This is a genomic window from Paenibacillus sp. FSL H7-0918, from assembly GCF_038007025.1.
GTDB classification, from domain to species: Bacteria; Bacillota; Bacilli; order Paenibacillales; family Paenibacillaceae; genus Paenibacillus_AQ; species Paenibacillus_AQ odorifer.
In genome coordinates this window covers 872,026-890,302 of the sequence record NZ_JBBOWJ010000003.1, presented here as the reverse complement: position 1 = coordinate 890,302, position 18,277 = coordinate 872,026, and the positions used below count along the sequence as shown (strand labels likewise).

Sequence of the window (18,277 nt, the reverse complement as noted above, 5' to 3'; positions counted from 1 at the left end):
TACTATGGCTTTTCAACTATTATTGAATTTCATGATAGCATTCCTGTGGATGTTCCTGCACAATGACTGGACTGGGCCACGTTTCGTCATTGGTTTCTTGATCGGTATCCTCATTCTGCTCGGAATGCGACGTTTTTGGCCCAGATTATATCTAGGAAAAGTGTGGGCAATTATTAAGCTAATCCTGTTGCTGCTGCGGGAGCTGGTCGTTTCAAGTTATGTAGTGGTAAAAGCTGTTCTGAGACCGGAGCTTAATATACGTCCGGCAATCTTGAAATATACTACAGAGCTGAAATCGGATTGGGAAGTGGCTACGTTGATCACATTGCTCTGCCTTACTCCCGGATCTGTGGTACTTGAAGTATCGGATGATAACCGGACTTTGTATATTCATGCCATGGATGTTGAGGATCCCGCACAGTTCAGAGCGAATATCCGTGACACCTTTGAGCGTGCGATATTGGAGGTGACCCGTTAATGATCCATTTTATTCTTATGCTCTCGCTTACGATTATGGCGCTGGCGATTGGTGTATGTGCCTGGCGGTTGTTGAAGGGACCTTCTTTGCCCGACCGGGTAGCGGCACTGGATACGATTGGAATTAATCTGTTAGCCATGGTAGCCGTTCTTTCTGTTTTACTCCGAACGCAGGCTTTTATCGAAATTATTTTGTTAATAGGCATTCTTTCCTTTATCGGCACGACGGCATTTGCCAGATACATCGAAAGGGGAGTGGTGCTTGAACATGGAAACGATCAAGATAGTCGGTGAATTGCTGTTTGCCTTATTAATACTGATGGGGGCATTGCTTAGTGCTGTAAGTGCTTATGGTCTGATTCGGCTGCCTGATGTTTATCTGAGATCACATGCCGCTGCCAAAAGTGCCACCCTTGGAGTTTTATGTGTTCTGAGCGGGGCCTTTCTATATTTTGCATTTTTTCTAGATCATATAAGTGCTAAGCTGCTACTGGGGATTGTCTTTGTATTTATGACCTCACCTTTATCTGCGCATTTGACGGGCAGAGCTGCTTATCGCTCAGGGGTTCCCTTATGGAATCGCAGAATTCAAGATGATTTAAGAGAGGTACTGGAGAAAGAAAAAGCTGTAGCAGCATCCCCTGAACGGGATGTGCCTCAAGAATAAAATCCATGAAATGGTGATCTGCGATTTCGGATTACAACAATAAGTTTGGATCGCAATAGCTAAAAAGCAACAACCCTGCATGAAAACGCGGGGTTGTTGCTTTTTTAGATTAAAACTACTCTTTTTTGTTATCTTAACGAACTAATATTTTGCCTTCTCCAGCAAGGATGCGAAGTACCCTTGGGAGTCGATCACCATCATTCTCAGGGATGTCCAATTGAATGCCGTAGTGGAAACTGCCTTGTTGTTCTTTGTTCCATTTCAATATTCCTTCTATGTACATAGATTCATCCGTAAGATTCATTTCCATGCCAATGCGTACTAGGTTATTTTCTGGGTTGATATTGAGGGGTAACGATAAGTGGCAACCCGATCGACTGATGTCGAACAATACAGCCCTTACAGGCTTGGAAGGAACCTGGATTCCGTTAATAGTAAGAATATGAAGATCAAATGTTACAGGTTCTTTAAGGGTATATCGAAAAGGTTCGGTTCTGCGATTAGTGTTCATATGCTCCTCCATACTTTTCCATGTAATATAAATTATCGACATAAAAGTAGGATTAGTGAAGAGCTGATTCCATTTTTGATTTATTTCACTACTTGAGCAGTCTCGTAGGTAAGGCAGCGTAGACTTTGATCAGGATAACGCATTTCTGCCGTGTAGCTGCTGCCATCTTCCAGCATCATCTGAACAGCGACCATGCCGCGTTTATCATTGGTGTCAGTGTTGATCAGTGTTGCTGTAGCAATTTTCCGGTTTTCTTTTTGTTTATCTGTAAGGATAGTTATGGCCGCATTGATCCAACGGGCATCTTTATAGATAGTGCTGGCAGCAGAAGCGCTAATTGGTGTTCTTTTCAGAGCAATATTAATCGCGGTCGTGTTCACTACCATACCGTTTATGGGATCAATTAGTACATCATATTCCCAGAATTCCTTACCTTGCCCTTCTAGGGTCTTGGCGTTATATGGACTGAAATGTACAGCCCATGTCCACGGCAGCGAGGTTCGGGTATCACTCAGAATAACCCGCATCTGCAGCTTGGCAATGTCCACATCGAATAATTTGCGTACGCTTGAAGCAGCCAGAATAACGGCATCAGTCTGACTCAAATTCTCTGCAGCAGGCGGTGTGACAGTGGTCCGTTTGGATTCAGAAGTCTCATGACCCGCCATGTCTATGAAATTGTTAATGGTTTGTATTTCTTTAGGACTCATCTGCGGTTGCAGATCGTCATTCACTGTGGACACCGGCGTTGGTGCTTCCAACTTCACCCCTGGGGTTTTGGTGCTGGTTAAAGCTAAATGGGTGGTGTTTTGAATGACTGCACTGACGATTAGCAGACTCCCCGAGAACAGGAGTATAGCTAAAGTAGTGGGGAATTTGTTATTCACTTGAATATCCTCCATTTGCTTCGGATGATGCTGAATCTTCCTAACCTTAAACTATAGATGTTATAGAGTAGGTGAACAGATGTTATGGAGTTGTAAAAAGATGCGGATACTTGTTCCTTGACCTAAAGTAGAATTCAGTGAAATTCTAGTTTGATGCGCATCTGCGATTTGCTTGCATAAAGATAAACCAAGACCCGCACCTCCGTATTCGCGTGTGCGCGATTTTTCACCTCGATAAAAGGGTTCAAAAACACGCGCGCTCTGTTCCGGTGTCATCCCAAATCCTGAATCACATACTTCCAATATGGCTTCATTTTGTAATACATAGGCAAGCAAGCGGATGGTGCTCCCTTGCGGAGAGGCATGAATGGAATTTTCGACAAGGTTAACCAAGAAGGAAGTTAGCAGATCATGATCACCCCAAACCGCAGGGATGGAATAATCCATTTCTAGTTTGATGCCTGCTTCGTCCAATTTAAGCTGCTCAATCTGTTTAACCGATTTGAACAAATCTGATATGTCTACTTGTTTCAGAGTCAGAGGATGATGCCGTAGGACGGACAAATCCAGCAGTTTGAAGGCTAAATTCTTCAGGCGTAAGGTTTCACTAAGGATATATTGACCAGCCATTTGCTGTTCTTCCTGGCCTATATTCGCGGAAGTCAGAAATTCAGCAAATCCCTGCATACTGGTTAAAGGTGTGCGCAGTTCGTGGGCGAGGTTATCGACCATTCTCTGCTTTTCATCGGCCATATTAGACAGTTCGATCACGTGCTGCTCCACTGCGTTTGCCATTCGGTTAAAGTTCAGGGCCAACTCACCAAATTCATCTTTACTGCGCAACTGCACGCGCTCGGTATATTTGCCTTCAGCGATCGTTTTTGTAGTTTTTGAAAGCTGTTTAAGTGGTTTGGTCAACTGCCGGATCAGCAAGTAGAGTAATAGGAGCAGAATTGGACCGATAATCCAGTTAATCATTACAAAAAAACGGTTCAGCTCATGCTGCTTAGCATACAGGTCACTGATATCACGTTGATAAACGATCGACAAAGCTTGATAGGGAGCAGGGAGCTCAGTAGAGAGTTGAATAGAATGTGACTCCGGTGTTGAGACTGATGGGACTCCGACATTCGGATAAACCAGCTGGTCATTCTCCCAGAGCTGTAGTCCGATTCCCTGCTTATGATAAAATTCACCATAGGATTGAGCCACACTTGAGATTAAAGTAGAGGTAAGTGTGGCCCCACGGGTCTGAATCGATTCAAGATTTTCATAAATGTTGTTTGCAATTAATAGCTGTTCGCTTGAAGCACGCTGCATTTCGCTGTCCATGTTCAGCTGCCAGCTTTTTTTCATAATCATGATTACACTCACATCTAGGGCGACGATGAAGAAAGCGAGGACTGACAGCAGAATTTTATGCCAGAATCTCATACTAGACCTGAACTTCCAAGCGGTAACCAAGCTTAAATACGGTTTTAATTCGTTCTTCCCAGCCTAGTTTTTTGCGCAGCTGTCTGATGTGAACATCTACGGTACGGGTATCTCCTTCAAAATCATAGCCCCAGGCTAATTCCAGCAACTTTTCCCTTGATAAAGCAATATTTCTGTTGCGGATAAGGACCTCAAGCAGCTCAAATTCCCTAGCGGTTAAATCTACGGGTATCTGATCCACCATCACAAGCCTCTCAAGATAACGTACCTCAACGTTTTCACAGAGAAAATTGGAAATGCCTTTTTCGCTCCTGCGTAACACCACATTGATTCTTGCCAACAATTCAAGGATTTCAAAAGGTTTAATGATATAATCATCGGCGCCCAGCTCAAAGCCTTTGATGCGATCAGCCAGTGAATCTTTTGCGGTGATCAGAATCACCGGAATTTGTAAGTGAGCAATCCGCTGCATGATCTCAAAACCGTCCAGTTCGGGCAGCATTATATCGAGCAGAATTAAATCAGCCTTTTCACGTTCCAGCAGTTCAATAACCTCCAGCCCGCGATAAGCCTTGCTATAGGTATGTCCGACTAATTTTAGATTCATAGTAATTAAGTCACTGATTGCACGTTCATCTTCTACGACTATGATATGGCCCATAGTTCATTGTTCCCTCCTAAGCTAGCAAATCACTTCCTAATGCTAATAAACTATAAACAACTTATTACAGAATTGTCCAGTGCAGGTATGGAAAAGCATCTAGTTCTTCCTAATTTGGTTTGTTGATAAAGCTCAAAAAGGACTGAAAAAGAGAGCGGAAGCAGTCTCTTAATCAATCCTGAAAAACATCATTATAAACCTTCGCAACTCTTGATTAATTGGAAATTCCATCTGTTGTTGACTTAGACAAGTGGGCATCAGGGGCAATAAATTCGTGAACGATTTGACGAAAATATTCGTGATTATCATAGCTGTTGTACATACGCCAGGCCACTGTTTGGGAGTTGCCGAAAAATAACCGCTCAAACTGGGTTTGACGACCTCCGAATGCACCCGCTCCTAGTTCCCAAGCCAGCCGGAATAAGGCATTTCGATACCACGCATCCGAGACATTTCCCTTCAAATACTCATAAAGATACGAACCAGCGCTTGATGTAAAGTCGGCTTCAGAGGGGATCATGATGAGCCCGCTTGAACTGAGGTTTTGAACCATTTCAACCATCTCTGGATAAAACTCTGAAAAGTGAATGGTTGAAGCCAACAGTGGACCTTTATCTGGAACGAGATATCCAAATTTGTCGAGCGAAGCCCCTATTTCCGCTGCAAGTCTTAAGGCTTTGAAAGTTTCTAAATAGGTTAATATTCTGGAAATAGGCAAAATCGTGTAGGCCTCAAGGACAGCATTTTGTTCTTCCGCCAAAGACTCTAGCATACCAAGAAAAAACTCGGTCTTTGCAATATAGCGGGTGATAATTTGGTGGGCCATATGCGTATGAAAGTTACTCTCGCCGAATAATCGGGAACAGTACCTCTCATCGCCATAATAAAATATACGATCATGAGGGATCAGTACGCGGTCAAAGATAACAAGGGTATCCATTTCTTCATATCTTGAACTTAACGGATGGTCGTAGGTGGATGAGGCAGCGTAGCTTTCACGGCAAAAAAAAGTCATCCCAGGCAGATCATTAGGCACCGCAAAGGCAAACGCAAAGGGATTATCATCATCCACAAGTGAGGGTGAGGGAGTTGGGAATACAAGCATTTCATCGCATGTAGCTCCCTGTGTTGCCATCATAAAAGCACCGGTAACAAACATCCCTTGATCATTGATTTCTACGACTTTTGCAGCGATAGAATCCTCTGTAGCATCAATCTGGCCGGATATTTTGCTGGCTTGAGGCTGGATGAAAGCATGGGATAAGGTAATATCATGATCTCGACAGTAGGCATAGTATTTTCTGAGGTTCTCAGCATATTTCGGATTATGATCCTCAAGGATATCAGCAGCTGTGAACAGAGACATGATGGCCGTATTCATATAATCGGGGGAACGTCCTAAAAATCCGTGATGTCTGTTGGACCAGAGTTCAATCATTTTTCTCCGGCGTTCTAAATCTTCAGCATTTTTGGGTGGAAGAAAAGATAAACCAACCGGATCTCCAGTATCAGGTGAAGGATAGGTCATCTGCGCCAAATAACGTTCATCACACTGCATGTTATACATTTCGGCTTGTGTTTGTAAGAGACCTTGAAAGGCAGGGTGTTTGGATAAAGGACCTTCAACACGTGTTCCTTTGTACCAGATATTGATCTTTTGCCGGTCGATTCGTTCGATGTATTGATTACCTGTTTTTATAGGCATAGGTTCCACCTCTTTGAAGTCATCTTTGACTAATAAAGCCGTATTATTGCTATTAATGTACGTAATCATGAATCTCCGTGTACATTGTCCATAAACCGTGGTGAGCTGGGAGTTTAGGGTTGACATAAACGATGCTGACTTGTATATTTTGGATATTGGATTACAAGTGTAGTCATACAGAGGAAAGAAAGGCGGATAGAATGATGTCTACGGAAACTCCAAAGATCTCGGATGCCGAGTGGGAAGTGATGAAGGTGCTGTGGGCAAGTGCCCCACGCACTGCAGGTGAGATTGTTGAAGCACTAGAAGGCAGCAGGGACTGGAACCCAAAGACGGTACGGACGTTGATTAAGCGTCTGACAGAGAAACGGGCTATTGGTTATAACCAGACAGGTAGGGTGTATTCCTATTATCCGCTGGTGCGGGAAGAGGAATGTGTCCAATCGGAGACAAGATCCTTTCTGAAGCGGATCTACGGTGGAACTCTGCGCCCGATGTTGGTCAATTTTTTGCAGGATGAAAAGTTGTCCCGGGAAGATATTGAAGAACTGAAGAGAATTTTGGATGAACGAAAGGACTGAGCCGCTTGCTGGAAGCTGCATACAATCTGTTCGTCAAGGTATTGTCGCTGTCTGCCATGGCGAGCGTGCTGGCTCTGCTGATCTTATTGACCCGCTTTCTGTTCAAGGATCGTCTGAAACCTACCTGGACGTATCTTCTGTGGATACCATTGATCGTGAGGCTGGCTATACCTTGGGCACCTGAAAGCACATTTAGTATTTTTAATCTGTTGCCGCTGGAGAAAGAAACGGCGCAGAGTTCCTTTATTCCGTCAGCGCAATCGGAAGTTGGCTTTACTTATGTCCCAGAGTTGACCGGAGGGGAAAAGGAACCGCCGTCAGTTACTGGAATTGCAAAAACTGGACCTTTGCCGGGAGAATCGACATCGGATGTTATGGCACAAGTCAATCCGCAAACCGATTCAGGATGGCAGCCGATACATGTACTGGTTTTGGTGTGGTTTGGCGGAGCGGCGGTGGTGCTGGGCATGTCGGTTCGAGCGCAACTGCGATTTACCGCACGGGTTCGACAGGAAACGGAGATCCATTCCTCACAAATCCAACGGTTGTTCGTATCCTGTAAGCAGGAGATGCAGGTGCGTCGCCCAGTCAAGCTGATCGGGACGAAGCAGATTGCCGTACCGACACTACTTGGCGTTATGCGGCCCAAGTTGCTGCTGCCCACCTCTACTTTACACACTCTGGAGACGAACGGACTCCGTCATATATTCCTTCATGAGCTGGCACATGTGAAGCGCCATGACATTTCGCTAAATCTGCTGACAGGTCTGCTGCTGGCCATGCATTGGTTTAATCCTCTGTTGTGGTATGCCGTACGCCAAATGAAAGAGGATCAAGAGGTTGCCTGTGATGCTCTGGCCTTGAAGCATCTTGAACCAGCTTGCCACAGAAGTTATGCCTTGACACTTCTTAAATTGTTAGAAACCTTACCCGATCCGATCCGGTTGGCAGGTACAGCTGGCATTTCAAGCAGTAAAAAGGAAATGGAAAGAAGGATTATTATGATCACCAGGCACAAAAAATTTACGGCAAAAAGCTCAATGCTGGGCCTCGCTGTAATTATGATCTTAAGTGGCTGTACCCTTACAGGAGCAAAGCTGAATTCTGCATCAGCTCCGGCAATGAGCGCTCCTGCTACTTTTCAGGCAGAAGTGCAGGATAAAAATACCACGGCTTCCGGGGTTAAAGGCACTCTTTTGGCGGAAAAAAACGGAATCACGGTATTTGCTAATCCCACTGGGGAGAATACACTTTTGCATAAAGTCACGGTAGATGTGCGTGGTGAAGTAAGCCGTACGTTCTTGTGGAATGCAGGAGAAGATAAAACTCGGCCTCCATTGATTGAAGAAGCAGATGTGAACGGAGATGGAACGAAAGAAATTTTCATACGCATTACGACCGGCACGGGTACTGGACTTTCTATGAGTGAGATTCATGTGCTCCAGCCTGCTAGCTTGGAAGAGCTTGTGGTCGAAGATCCGATCGAAACGTTGAATCAGAAGCTGAAATCATCCATTACACATCGAAATAACCACACTTATGTATCTGCTGAACTGGACGGAAAGCATTTGACCAAAGTGTATGATTACACGGAGGGAGCTTGGGGAGAGAAGGTCGGATTTGGCTCTATAGTTTCATACGAACTGATAGATGACCAAATTGTAGCCCATATGTCCGGTGCGGCGTCTATGTCTGAGTTTCCGCTCGACGTTATTGCCGTTTACGGGAAGAATCTGACCCTTGAGAGCGCACAGATGTACTATGGATCGTTTATATCTCTACCACTCAGTGAACAGGATATCAAGTCCATGATGGAAAAACAGCTTCCGGCAAGTGGTTGGACCTTTAGCAAAGACGGAGATCAGTATAGGGTGGATATAGATCCACTGAATGGCGTAGGGGAAGGCAATAGCTATAAAATAAATCCGCTTACCGGAACGGTTCATGACGTAACTTCTGGCAGTCCACTGAGAAGTCTTGTAAACCGAGAAGCGATAGATCTGTGGAACATCTCTAACGGTACAGAATACCAGAAGGAACTGTATAAGTTACTCCAACCAATCTTTGATACAGAGGGTTTCAAGCCAACAGATACGGACTTGATTTCAGGCTTTATCGGGGATGGTTATTTGTTCAGTGATGTTAGGCAAGGAAGCAGGGAATTCACGATTAAAGTAGATGTCTTTACTGGTCAGTGGGAGGAAATTCCTGACCCGTATCAATAGTTAAGTTTCAAGGTCTGTACCGTATTATTGAAGAGACCATTACTAGCGAATTGAAACTAAAAGCAGCCAGTACGCGCCGATAGATTATCGGCATGCACTGGCTGCTTAATTTTTCTAGAAGGGAGGACAGTCTTACGACTGTGCAAATTACGGATGACTAAAGGACTATTCGACCTGGAACTGGTTTAATTCGTCCTGAAGCTTTTTGGACAACTGATTGAGCTGCAGGGACAGTTCGGCAACCTGTTCAATGCTGTCCAATTGTTCCTGCGTACTTGCGCTAACTTCTTCGGTTGAAGCGGAATTCTCTTCTGTAGTTGAAGAAATGATTTCGAGTGCCTGTAGGATTTCATCTTTGTGTTTATGGACTTTGGAGGTGTTGCTGCTGATTTGAATCATACGTAATCTTAAAGCCTCCAAATCGCTGTTGATGCTAAAGAATACCTGTTTCGTAGCCTGCACGGATTTTGCATTTTCTTCGGCAATTTCAAGTCCTTGGGCTGTGTATTCCACAGATGCTCTAGTTTTCTCTTCGATTTCATGAACCTTTCTGCCAATCTCCTGTGTAGCCTGTGCAGTCTGCTCCGCCAACTTGCGAACCTCTCCGGCAACAACGGCAAATCCGCGTCCCTGTTCTCCCGCACGTGCTGCTTCTATGGAAGCATTTAGTGCCAGCAGATTGGTTTGCGTAGCGATTTGATGTACCGTGTCCACGATGCTCGAAATTTCATGACGGCTTTGATCAATATCATGGATGGCAGACGATATCGAATGAGTGGAGTTATGATTTTCTTCTGCCCATTTTGATAACTGATCCAACACACCCAACCCCAGTTCGCTCTGGTCGGCAGAAGCCTGCACCATCGTCTCTATGGCTATGGCATCATTAGCGATTTCGTCAATTTGACCAGATAATGATCCGGTTTTTTGCAAAATCGTATCCGTTTCGATCGACTGATAGTTGGTTGCATTCGCAATCTCATTAATGGCTGTGGCTGTATCGTTCATCGTTATAGCTGTACGGGAAGAAATAGATTGCAGATCCTTTGAGGACTGGTTTAATACCTGAGCGGAGGTACCCACTATTTGGAGCATCCCTTGAATTTTCTGGACCATGTTGAATATTCCGTTGGAGATTTGTCCAATTTCGTTGTTGGAATAGGCATCAAATTGAACCGTCAAATCCCCATTTTCCACCCGTTTGATTTTGGTAAGCAGCTTCGGTATAGATCTGAGCAGATAACGGAGCGTGATATACGAAAATAGAACGAGCAGAATCGCCGCTGCAACAAACCCGCCAATCGTAATCCAGGTGAACTTTTTTAATTCGGAGAGCACTTCCCGCTCTGAAATAGTTAAACCTACGGACCAGCCGGTATCTTTACTTGTAGCATAGCCGATGTAACGGCGTTCTCCGTTGTCATTAATCAGATGTACGCCGGATTCACCAGCGATCATTTTCTTGCCGATTCCCCCAAGATCACCTGGCAGCTCATTAATCTTTTCCTTTGTGACCTTAGACTGGTCTGGGTGATACAGAATATCACCTGTTTTGGAGGCGAGAATGGAATAACCTGTGCTGCCTAGCTTATAGCTTTCCATTATCTCAGGGATATTTTTAGACGCTATATCAACCGCGACAAAACCGATTAATGTATTGTTGTCATTTTTTATCGGATAGAAAATACCCATCAGCATATCACCTGTAGTGATGTCAATATAAGGATCGGAGTAGTACAGGCCGTCTGCTTCGACTGCTGGCTTATAATACGGCCGTTCTTTAATGTTAAAAGCAGCATCTGATGTCGTACCATTGTTGAGGATATAAAAACCTTTGCCGGCAGTACTCGCAATCCATGCATCTGCAAAAGTGGGTTCCACCTTTACTATGTCAGCTAGTGTCTTTGCTACTTCAGCGGCATGCGGAGAAGTCTTGGCCATTTCAGGAGCTTCGGTGGTTTCGATGTATTGTTTGAATAAGTTATTCGTTGACATTTGCTTGACCAGTGAACCCTTTTCCTTAAATAGTGCATCAAATTGACTGACAAGTGCCTGTGTTTTGGTCTGAAGCATAGATTCTTGTTGTTTCACAAGTATGCTGCGAGTGCTGGAAAACATAAAGGTTCCCAAGATTGAGAAGACGACAACAATAATAACTAAAAGTACAATGGACAAAGTATTTGCTATGCTTGATGAACCAAACCGCCTTTTTTTTAGTTGTTGTAACATGCTACCATCTCCCCCAAGTTGTCTCTGAGCAAATAGCTCATAAGAACATATCGGAAGATAGTGAGATTTTCGAAATAGTAATTTTGAGAATGAAAAAATTAAATTAAAATGGATGATGCACAGAATAAATCCTTGACTGGTGCGGGATTTCAAGATGGTGGGGGGAGAGGGAGATCTTAACAATTAGCCTGTAGCTTGGCACATTGCATCTACTGATTCAAGGCGAACTGTTGTTTTTTTAGGTGATGCTTAACTGCCTTTATCAGACTTCTTGTTTGTAGATTGCTTCCAGCTCTTGCGGTTGATAATGATTATCAATTATACTTCCGATAGGAAGGAGGCGAGTAAAGATTTTAAACGCTGATGATAATTTGATGCTCTGGGATTATGCACATATCCGGCTGATTGATATTCGCCATATGTTGTTTAAGGCAGGAGACAAGCTGAACTCCTATAGGTTCCCGGCTGCAGGTTTTTTATATATGGTTCGCGGCAACGTGGTTTTTCGGCTCAATGGAAATAAACATGCTGCAGAACGTTTTCATATCCTACACAGCGGAAAAGGAGGGCAACTGGATATTGATTGGGTCAGGGAGGAAATGGAGTTTTATTTTATTTTCTATAAAGCCTCACTTTCGCTAACGTCCGGATCAGGTGTACGTAGACTTTTTGAAAGAAACAGTCCTTTTCAAAAACAATATGAATTTGCTCCGAATGCTCCAGTGGCTTTGCTGTCACAAGTAAAGGAGATGCACTGGAAATGGCTGGACTCAAGTTCACTTGAACGGATTCAGATCAAAGCAATGCTTTATCAATTTGTCTACGAAGTTGAGCGGCAGAGACAGGCATATGGAGTCTATCCCGTCAAGCCGGATCTGGTGGAGCAAGCAGTTCGATACATACGAGAATATTACAGTCAGCCTATTACCTTATCCTCTATTGCAGAGCAGCTTAATTATAGTGTGGCCTATGTGGCGAAGCAGTTTAAAAGCAAGACGGGTACCAGTCTGATTGATTTTCTTATTCGGACGCGAATAGATAAGGCGCAGGAACTGCTGCTAAATACCGATGCATCATTGCAGGAGGTTGCCGCCGGAGTGGGGTACACGGACCTATCCTATTTCATCCGTATTTTCAAGAAAACAACCGGTGTGACTCCGGGTAATTTTAAGTCATTGGCCCTAGGCTCTGCCAAAGGATCAGATCGTCCTAAAATCAGGCTAAGATTGTCTAATGCAGGATGGGCTGAGCCAAGTTATATTGTTAATGATCATGATAATCATTATCAATATAGAAGAAAAGGGGATTTACCGATGGTTAGAAATACAAAAATGTCAATGGGAGCAGCGATGCTGTTATGTCTGGTTTTAATGCTTAGTGCTTGTTCTTCAGGGAACAGTCCTGTTAATTCTGTGAATGCTGGCCCTAGTCCGGTATCCTCTGTGCAAACAGAGACAAGTCCACCGGACTCAGCCACCAATTCAAAATCTACAAGAGTATATAAAGACAGTCAGGGGCATGAGGTTGATATTCCAGAGCGTCCACAGCGGATTGTGCTGCAAGGTAATTCGATCGGAGACCTGCTGGCACTCGGGATTCAGCCGGTCGGTGTCGACCGCCGGTTTATTGAAGAATCAGTCTATTTGGATAAGGAGACAACCCCGGCACAGGATATTGGATTTCCTACAAATCTGGAACTTGTTTTGGATCTGGAACCGGATTTGACAATGCTGGGTTATGTGATGGACAAACAATATGAAGAAGTGTCCAAAATATCACCTACTGTTGTATTTGACCAGAGTAAACCCTTGTCTGAGCGTCTGCCTGTCATTGGTGAGATAGTGGGTAAAAGGGCTGAAGCAGAGCAACTGTTGTCCGAATATAATCGCAAGGCCGAGAATATGTGGAGCGGATTGCGTCAGGAAGGCAAACTTGCCGAAGGAGAAACAGCGGTAGTGCTGATTTATTATTGGAACAAGACAATGTATTTGATGAAAACTGGTGGTATTCCTGCACTGCTGTATCAGCCGCAGGGCTACAAAATGTCCGAGGCAGTGAAGGAAATCGAGCCGGCAGAAGGTGCACCCTATATTGAGGTCTCCCCTGAGCTAATACATAAGATGCTTATTGGTGACCATTTGTTTGTCATCTATCCGGCCAATGCTGATGCGGAAAATTCCTTTAATGAGTTAATGAAAACTGCGTTGTGGAGCTCGCTCCCTGCTGTAAAGAGCGGAAAAGTTACTTTTGTGGAGACTAAATGGAATTATGACGATATGTTGACCAGCAGCATGCTGCTGGATGAGTTCCCTAAACTGCTGGCTAAATAAATGAGATCTCAGGTTAATCCGCAACAAAGAAGCAGAGGAGGAACTCGCTGCTTCTTTATTTTGTTTATAAAGTAAAGAGTGCTGAATATAGAATAGTAATCGGTCATTGTTTTTTGTTGATTAGCTAGACTCCAAGAGTAGCATCGATTAATCTGAAGAAGTGGAATGCGGGTTATGATTGAATCGTCGACATAGATAAACGGAGGCTAACTATGACTTACTCACAGATCTGGAACAACTCAGGAAATGAAGCCGATATTCTTTATTTGGAGCAGCAGATTAAGGCCGTTAAAAAAGAAATAAAACGAGCAGAAGCTGCAAAGCTTCAAGAAATATTGGATCAAGCGAATCGTAAGCTGGCTGAATTGGAAGCGAAGCTGGACGAGCTTGAGGATTAGGAGCTCACCGCCCTTTTGTACCGTTTGAACTTTATGTTTCTGAATTTGCACCGGTGTCTATATAGTTTTATAATTGTAGTTTACTTAATCGTATTACTGGGAGGAATGGGGAAATGGATAAAAATAGAAAATATATGCTTGTCGGTGCGCTTCTGACAGGGGTAGGTGTCTCTTTGATGGCCTATACAGCAAGCCGCTATACTTCGTTTAAACGAATCGTAGCCAATACCATCCGTTTGGAAGAAATCGCCTCTCTAGAAATCTCGCGATTGTCTTCAGTTCCCGGTGAAAAGAAAGACATCATTATTACTGATCCTGCTGTTATTGAGCGGATTTTTGCTGATTTCTCTCATGTTCAATTAATGAAATCGGCCCGAAATGTCAGTTCTGACAAAAACTTCAGCTATTATATTACGATAGTTCAGGCTGACTGCAAGCAACGATTTGATATTATTTTAAAAAGCAGACAGCATATGATCATTTATGATAATGATTTAAGCAATCCTCACTTGAATGCCTATAAAATTATCAGCCCTTATTATCCGCAAGCACTGGAACAGGTTTTCGACTGATTATATAGAGGTGCGCAATGAAGTAATATCATAGCCCATTTCCTGCATAGCATCCAATCCATCTATGATCTCTATTGTCCGGGTGCCGTCCCAGCCTTTAGCCGTTCCATATTCGATCCATTCGCGGATACGCTGTGGATGATTTAGATTATAGACATCTTCAAAACCCTTTTTATGGTTTTGCAGCAGATAGCCTGTATTTAGCGGACAACCGGCAATAGGATCATCCCATGTTAGGAGTTGGATGCGGAGGGGGTGGAGCTTTACATTTTTATGATAAATCTTTAATTCAAGCAGACTCCGTTCGTCATGGATTCTCATGCCCAATATATAGCTGTATTCCAGTTCCCTGAGCGTGATAGAACGCAGCTTTTTTTTCATGAAAATCGCCTCTCATCCTAATAATTTTGTTATCATAGCAAGCATAGGGATATTTTTCAAGCAATCAACAGGAAGGATGTTTATATGAAGTATGAATTTGGGGTCATGGCATCCATTACAGAATTGGTGGAGTACCCGGATGAGCAGAGTGATACCTATATTCCGCACCCGAATTTTCAGATCATCATGGATCAATTGGGTATTACAGTACCCGTTGCTGAGATTTATGAACATTTTTTTGCCAACCCTGTTCACACCGGACATGTGCTCGTTTACAGCAATCCAGAGCAACCAAACGCTTGTATTGTCCTCGACACTTACCGTGATCCGCTGGACCAGCTAGACATGATTTATTTCGGATGGCGCTGTTCGTCCGAGAAAGACAATATCCGTGAGCTGTCCCGGCGTTTTTATGATGAATGTGAATTTGCGGTCCGTTATGAAGAAGGTCAATCCGTGCTTTACAAGTTGTTGAAGGAGGATACCTATCCGCGAAAATTTTACTATAATACCGTGTTTGAGCAGCAGTTGAAACGATACCCGGCAAAATAGGCGCTAGAAATACATAACCGAATCACTTAGCACAAAAACGCGAGTTCAGGGCAATGCCGCCCAGACTCGCGTTTTCTATATACCTGTTTTTGAAATGCTCTGCATCATTCAGGCAATTACTGTGCCGTCAGCAGCTGCTCCAAAATTTCGGCGCGAATCTTCAGCAGGCTCAGCTCTTTCAGCGAACGGCTGCGCTGTGGAGTATCAATTTCAATAATTTTTACAATCCTGCCCGGATGTCGGGACAAGATCATAATTTCATCCCCCAACAGCAGGGCTTCATCAATATCATGTGTCACAAAAACGATGGCACATTTCTTGCGCTCCCACAATGCGATTAATTTCTGAACTAAATCAAACCGCAGATGATAGTCCAGGGAGTGAAAAGGCTCGTCCATCAGCAGCATATTTCCGCCGTGATAAAAAGCGCGGGCAATGGAGCAGCGCTGCCGCATGCCTCCTGACAGCTGATGAGGATAATGATTCTTGTAGGCAGCAAGCCCGACCTCTTCCAAAAATGCTTCGATTTCCGACGCAGAGGTCGGAGAAGCCTCCTTAACAAAGCTGATGTTCTCACCAACTGTAGACCACGGCAGCAAACAATTCTCTTGAAAGACATAGGACAGCTTCAGCTCTGGATGCACAGTGACCCTGCCAGAATCGGCGTTTTCGGACTGTGACAGGATATTCAGCAACGTTGTCTTTCCCGCACCTGAAGGGCCTAGAATGCAAATGATTTTCGGCATCTGGATTTCAAAACTGATTTTTTCCAGGACAGGAACTCCCGAATAGTGCTTGGAAACTTCTTGTAGTGTAATAAGCATAAGCCCCACCCTTATTTATTCAAATGCGTCGGCAGGCTTACCCTGCTGCGGAACAGAAATGTAATGCAAGATTTGATCACATTCCAGAAAATAGCCATAAACAATGCCAGGGCAAACACGCGATCGGTCTCCAGATTTGTTCTGGCATCGGACAGCAGGCTGCCGATCCCGTCGACGGAGGTCAACAGCTCCGCCATTACGGCCAGCTTCCAGCCCAGTCCCGCTGAGGTGATCATGCCTGATTTCAGATAACTTTTGAGCGAAGGCAATATGATATGCCGGAGAATCTTATTACCGGGCACATGATAGACCTTGGCCATCCGCATCAATTTGCCATCGATCGCCGCAAATCCCTCGTACAGATTGACCACCAAAACCGGTGTAGTGGACAACACGATAATAAAAATTGCAGGCAGATCCGTAAGCCCAAACCAAATGATCGCGATGCCCAGCCAGGCGATCGGCGGCACGGATTGCATTATATCGATGACAGGTTCCAGATAAGGCATCCAACGCGGATAAAGTCCAAGCAGCAGCCCCAGACAGCCGCCCAGCAGCAGAACGCAGACCATGCCGATCAGCAGCTTGAGCAGCGTGCGATAAACTGCATAATAAAATTCCGGATCACCGAAATAGCTCAGGACCGTGCGCATCGTCTCCAGCGGGCCAGGCAGGACAAAAGGGTCCATCTGCATAGCTACAAGCTGCCACAGCAAGGCAATGCCCAACAGGGATATGGCTTTTTTACTTAGGCTGATAATAGAACTGTTCATCGGGAAGCTTGCCTCCAATGCTGTCCTTGCTGTAATTCATCAGCGTCTGGTAATACGTTGACAGAACCTCCTTGCTCTCGGAAGCGGAGGCGAAATCCAGCGCCATATGCGGAATCGCTTTCTCAACCACACCGGCATCCAGCTTGAAATACTTGTTGGCCAACTGAGCCGCCTCTTTGGGGTTGTCCAGCGTCCATTGCAGCGCTTTTTGATATTCTTCCTGGAAGCGGGCGACCAGTTCCGGCTGGCTGGCAATTACTGACTGCTTGGTTGCGAGTCCGGCGTTGGGCAGATCGGTGTTTAATTTGGTAACCTGCTGCCATTCCTTTTTGTAATCCACGATCGAGCGCACCTGATCATTTTTCATTTGTATCGCGGTAATTTGCGGCTGAATGCTCACAATTGTGGAGGCCTTGCCGGATAACAACAGCTGAGCTCCCTCAGCCAGCTGGGTGTAATGCAATGTGATGTCTTTCCCTGGCTCCAGTCCGTTATGCTTCAAAAAGGTCTGCGTAATATAATCGACAGGCGAGGATTTCATAGGCACATACAGCGTTTTTCCTTTAAGATCCGCCCAGCTCTGGATGGACGGATCTGTTGTAATCATGCTCATCACTGACCAGGTATTCACATTCATCAAGGAAAGATCCATTCCCTTGTTATACATCACGACGGCATTGTTCAGCGGCAGAGCTAAGAAGCTTACTTGATTGTCCTTAGCCAGCGCGGTCAGCGTGTCGATGGACTCCCAGGTTTTGAACTCGATGTTGACCGATTCTCCCAATGCCTTGGATTCAATTAGCCTCAGAATAGGCAGAGAAGGCGGAGAAGGAGGGCCGCCGACCGTGATATTCAGTGTTTCTGCCGGGCCAGCGGAGGGAGCGGCGGATTTGGGCGAATTTTCATTTTTTTGTTGCGAACAGGCACTTAACATAAAAAATAAACTTAACAGTAAACTGAGGCACAAGGCATAAACAGATTTAGCTTTCATCGTGAGTTCCTTTCAAGCGGTTATTTTGACAGCTAGATGGTAATGTTGATGAATTCTATTGATAATTATTCTCAATTAC

The 18,277-nt window shown here is 44.5% G+C and carries 19 protein-coding genes; 9 read left to right on the top strand and 10 right to left on the bottom strand.

What is annotated here, in order from left to right; all coding sequences use genetic code 11:
* The first annotated feature begins 4 nt into the window (after positions 1-4).
* The 3 genes from MHI15_RS23920 to mnhG are packed head-to-tail and all read left to right on the top strand — an operon-like array spanning position 5 to position 1,144.
* Positions 5-478, top strand: a complete 474-nt coding sequence (locus tag MHI15_RS23920) for a Na+/H+ antiporter subunit E (protein ID WP_076126047.1) — start codon at positions 5-7, stop codon at positions 476-478.
* Positions 478-771 carry a Na(+)/H(+) antiporter subunit F1 gene (locus MHI15_RS23915; protein ID WP_036686407.1) on the top strand — a complete coding sequence of 98 codons (294 nt, stop codon included), beginning with the start codon at positions 478-480 and terminating at the stop codon, positions 769-771. Before MHI15_RS23920 ends, MHI15_RS23915 begins: the two co-directional genes overlap by 1 nt.
* Positions 746-1,144: a monovalent cation/H(+) antiporter subunit G gene (gene mnhG / locus MHI15_RS23910; RefSeq protein ID WP_076275808.1), complete on the top strand. Its 399-nt coding sequence runs from the start codon at positions 746-748 to the stop codon at positions 1,142-1,144. Before MHI15_RS23915 ends, mnhG begins: the two co-directional genes overlap by 26 nt.
* 133 nt (positions 1,145-1,277) lie before the next feature.
* Here the strand turns inward: mnhG and MHI15_RS23905 are convergent, their stop codons facing one another.
* The 5 genes from MHI15_RS23905 to MHI15_RS23885 form a co-directional block, all read right to left on the bottom strand.
* Positions 1,278-1,655: a PilZ domain-containing protein gene (locus MHI15_RS23905; protein ID WP_076126051.1), complete on the bottom strand. Its 378-nt coding sequence runs from the start codon at positions 1,653-1,655 to the stop codon at positions 1,278-1,280.
* A gap of 80 nt (positions 1,656-1,735) precedes the next feature.
* The gene (locus MHI15_RS23900) at positions 1,736-2,542 is read right to left on the bottom strand and encodes a hypothetical protein (RefSeq protein WP_340394154.1); all 807 of its coding nucleotides are present in this window, start codon (positions 2,540-2,542) and stop codon (positions 1,736-1,738) included.
* A gap of 60 nt (positions 2,543-2,602) precedes the next feature.
* Positions 2,603-3,976, bottom strand: a complete 1,374-nt coding sequence (locus MHI15_RS23895; protein ID WP_340394156.1) for a sensor histidine kinase — start codon at positions 3,974-3,976, stop codon at positions 2,603-2,605.
* A gap of 1 nt (position 3,977) precedes the next feature.
* Positions 3,978-4,637, bottom strand: coding sequence for a response regulator transcription factor (locus MHI15_RS23890; RefSeq protein WP_076135640.1), 660 nt, complete (start codon positions 4,635-4,637; stop codon positions 3,978-3,980).
* A 214-nt stretch (positions 4,638-4,851) separates the two neighbouring features.
* Entirely contained in the window at positions 4,852-6,342 is a 1,491-nt protein-coding gene (locus tag MHI15_RS23885; protein WP_076280768.1) for a 4-hydroxyphenylacetate 3-hydroxylase family protein, read from the bottom strand.
* A 203-nt stretch (positions 6,343-6,545) separates the two neighbouring features.
* On the opposite strand from MHI15_RS23885, the gene MHI15_RS23880 reads away from it, so the two are divergent.
* Together MHI15_RS23880 and MHI15_RS23875 are read left to right on the top strand one after the other, a co-directional pair.
* Positions 6,546-6,923 (top strand): BlaI/MecI/CopY family transcriptional regulator, encoded by a 378-nt coding sequence (locus tag MHI15_RS23880; protein ID WP_076126059.1) that lies wholly within the window; start codon positions 6,546-6,548, stop codon positions 6,921-6,923.
* 5 nt (positions 6,924-6,928) lie between these two features.
* A complete protein-coding gene (locus tag MHI15_RS23875; RefSeq protein WP_341164961.1) occupies positions 6,929-9,148 on the top strand; it encodes a M56 family metallopeptidase in 2,220 nt (739 codons plus the stop codon).
* Positions 9,149-9,313: 165 nt separating this feature from the next.
* On the opposite strand, the gene MHI15_RS23870 is transcribed toward MHI15_RS23875, so the two are convergent.
* Entirely contained in the window at positions 9,314-11,377 is a 2,064-nt protein-coding gene (locus tag MHI15_RS23870) for a methyl-accepting chemotaxis protein (RefSeq protein WP_076280766.1), read from the bottom strand.
* A gap of 374 nt (positions 11,378-11,751) precedes the next feature.
* Between MHI15_RS23870 and MHI15_RS23865 the strand changes: the two genes are divergently transcribed.
* From MHI15_RS23865 to MHI15_RS23855, 3 genes are all read left to right on the top strand, one after another.
* Positions 11,752-13,707: an AraC family transcriptional regulator gene (locus MHI15_RS23865; RefSeq protein WP_341164960.1), complete on the top strand. Its 1,956-nt coding sequence runs from the start codon at positions 11,752-11,754 to the stop codon at positions 13,705-13,707.
* Positions 13,708-13,919: 212 nt separating this feature from the next.
* A complete protein-coding gene (locus MHI15_RS23860) occupies positions 13,920-14,105 on the top strand; it encodes a hypothetical protein (protein WP_312147790.1) in 186 nt (61 codons plus the stop codon).
* A 113-nt stretch (positions 14,106-14,218) separates the two neighbouring features.
* A complete protein-coding gene (locus MHI15_RS23855; protein WP_076126068.1) occupies positions 14,219-14,677 on the top strand; it encodes a hypothetical protein in 459 nt (152 codons plus the stop codon).
* Here MHI15_RS23855 and MHI15_RS23850 read toward each other — a convergent pair whose 3' ends face one another.
* Positions 14,678-15,058 (bottom strand): hypothetical protein, encoded by a 381-nt coding sequence (locus tag MHI15_RS23850; protein WP_312147788.1) that lies wholly within the window; start codon positions 15,056-15,058, stop codon positions 14,678-14,680. It lies immediately after the preceding gene.
* Positions 15,059-15,142: 84 nt separating this feature from the next.
* On the opposite strand from MHI15_RS23850, the gene MHI15_RS23845 reads away from it, so the two are divergent.
* Positions 15,143-15,610: a hypothetical protein gene (locus MHI15_RS23845; protein WP_340394158.1), complete on the top strand. Its 468-nt coding sequence runs from the start codon at positions 15,143-15,145 to the stop codon at positions 15,608-15,610.
* A 116-nt stretch (positions 15,611-15,726) separates the two neighbouring features.
* Here MHI15_RS23845 and MHI15_RS23840 read toward each other — a convergent pair whose 3' ends face one another.
* The 3 genes from MHI15_RS23840 to MHI15_RS23830 are packed head-to-tail and all read right to left on the bottom strand — an operon-like array spanning position 15,727 to position 18,198.
* Complete coding sequence (locus tag MHI15_RS23840) at positions 15,727-16,434, bottom strand: ABC transporter ATP-binding protein (protein ID WP_248548146.1); 708 nt, start codon at positions 16,432-16,434, stop codon at positions 15,727-15,729.
* Positions 16,435-16,445: 11 nt separating this feature from the next.
* The gene (locus tag MHI15_RS23835; RefSeq protein WP_341164959.1) at positions 16,446-17,207 is read right to left on the bottom strand and encodes an ABC transporter permease; all 762 of its coding nucleotides are present in this window, start codon (positions 17,205-17,207) and stop codon (positions 16,446-16,448) included.
* Complete coding sequence (locus MHI15_RS23830) at positions 17,179-18,198, bottom strand: ABC transporter substrate-binding protein (RefSeq protein WP_076189937.1); 1,020 nt, start codon at positions 18,196-18,198, stop codon at positions 17,179-17,181. The genes MHI15_RS23835 and MHI15_RS23830 overlap by 29 nt, the downstream gene beginning before the upstream one ends.
* Positions 18,199-18,277: the final 79 nt, after the last annotated feature.

Bases quoted from the DNA above. Each gene is read 5' to 3' on its own strand.
- MHI15_RS23920 (WP_076126047.1), top strand. From the start codon at position 5: ATGGCTTTTCAACTATTATTGAATTTCATGATAGCATTCCTGTGGATG.
- MHI15_RS23915 (WP_036686407.1), top strand. From the start codon at position 478: ATGATCCATTTTATTCTTATGCTCTCGCTTACGATTATGGCGCTGGCG.
- mnhG (WP_076275808.1), top strand. From the start codon at position 746: ATGGAAACGATCAAGATAGTCGGTGAATTGCTGTTTGCCTTATTAATA.
- MHI15_RS23905 (WP_076126051.1), bottom strand. From the start codon at position 1,655: ATGAACACTAATCGCAGAACCGAACCTTTTCGATATACCCTTAAAGAA.
- MHI15_RS23895 (WP_340394156.1), bottom strand. From the start codon at position 3,976: ATGAGATTCTGGCATAAAATTCTGCTGTCAGTCCTCGCTTTCTTCATC.
- MHI15_RS23890 (WP_076135640.1), bottom strand. From the start codon at position 4,637: ATGGGCCATATCATAGTCGTAGAAGATGAACGTGCAATCAGTGACTTA.
- MHI15_RS23885 (WP_076280768.1), bottom strand. From the start codon at position 6,342: ATGCCTATAAAAACAGGTAATCAATACATCGAACGAATCGACCGGCAA.
- MHI15_RS23880 (WP_076126059.1), top strand. From the start codon at position 6,546: ATGTCTACGGAAACTCCAAAGATCTCGGATGCCGAGTGGGAAGTGATG.
- MHI15_RS23870 (WP_076280766.1), bottom strand. From the start codon at position 11,377: ATGTTACAACAACTAAAAAAAAGGCGGTTTGGTTCATCAAGCATAGCA.
- MHI15_RS23865 (WP_341164960.1), top strand. From the start codon at position 11,752: ATGCTCTGGGATTATGCACATATCCGGCTGATTGATATTCGCCATATG.
- MHI15_RS23860 (WP_312147790.1), top strand. From the start codon at position 13,920: ATGACTTACTCACAGATCTGGAACAACTCAGGAAATGAAGCCGATATT.
- MHI15_RS23855 (WP_076126068.1), top strand. From the start codon at position 14,219: ATGGATAAAAATAGAAAATATATGCTTGTCGGTGCGCTTCTGACAGGG.
- MHI15_RS23850 (WP_312147788.1), bottom strand. From the start codon at position 15,058: ATGAAAAAAAAGCTGCGTTCTATCACGCTCAGGGAACTGGAATACAGC.
- MHI15_RS23845 (WP_340394158.1), top strand. From the start codon at position 15,143: ATGAAGTATGAATTTGGGGTCATGGCATCCATTACAGAATTGGTGGAG.
- MHI15_RS23840 (WP_248548146.1), bottom strand. From the start codon at position 16,434: ATGCTTATTACACTACAAGAAGTTTCCAAGCACTATTCGGGAGTTCCT.
- MHI15_RS23835 (WP_341164959.1), bottom strand. From the start codon at position 17,207: ATGAACAGTTCTATTATCAGCCTAAGTAAAAAAGCCATATCCCTGTTG.
- MHI15_RS23830 (WP_076189937.1), bottom strand. From the start codon at position 18,198: ATGAAAGCTAAATCTGTTTATGCCTTGTGCCTCAGTTTACTGTTAAGT.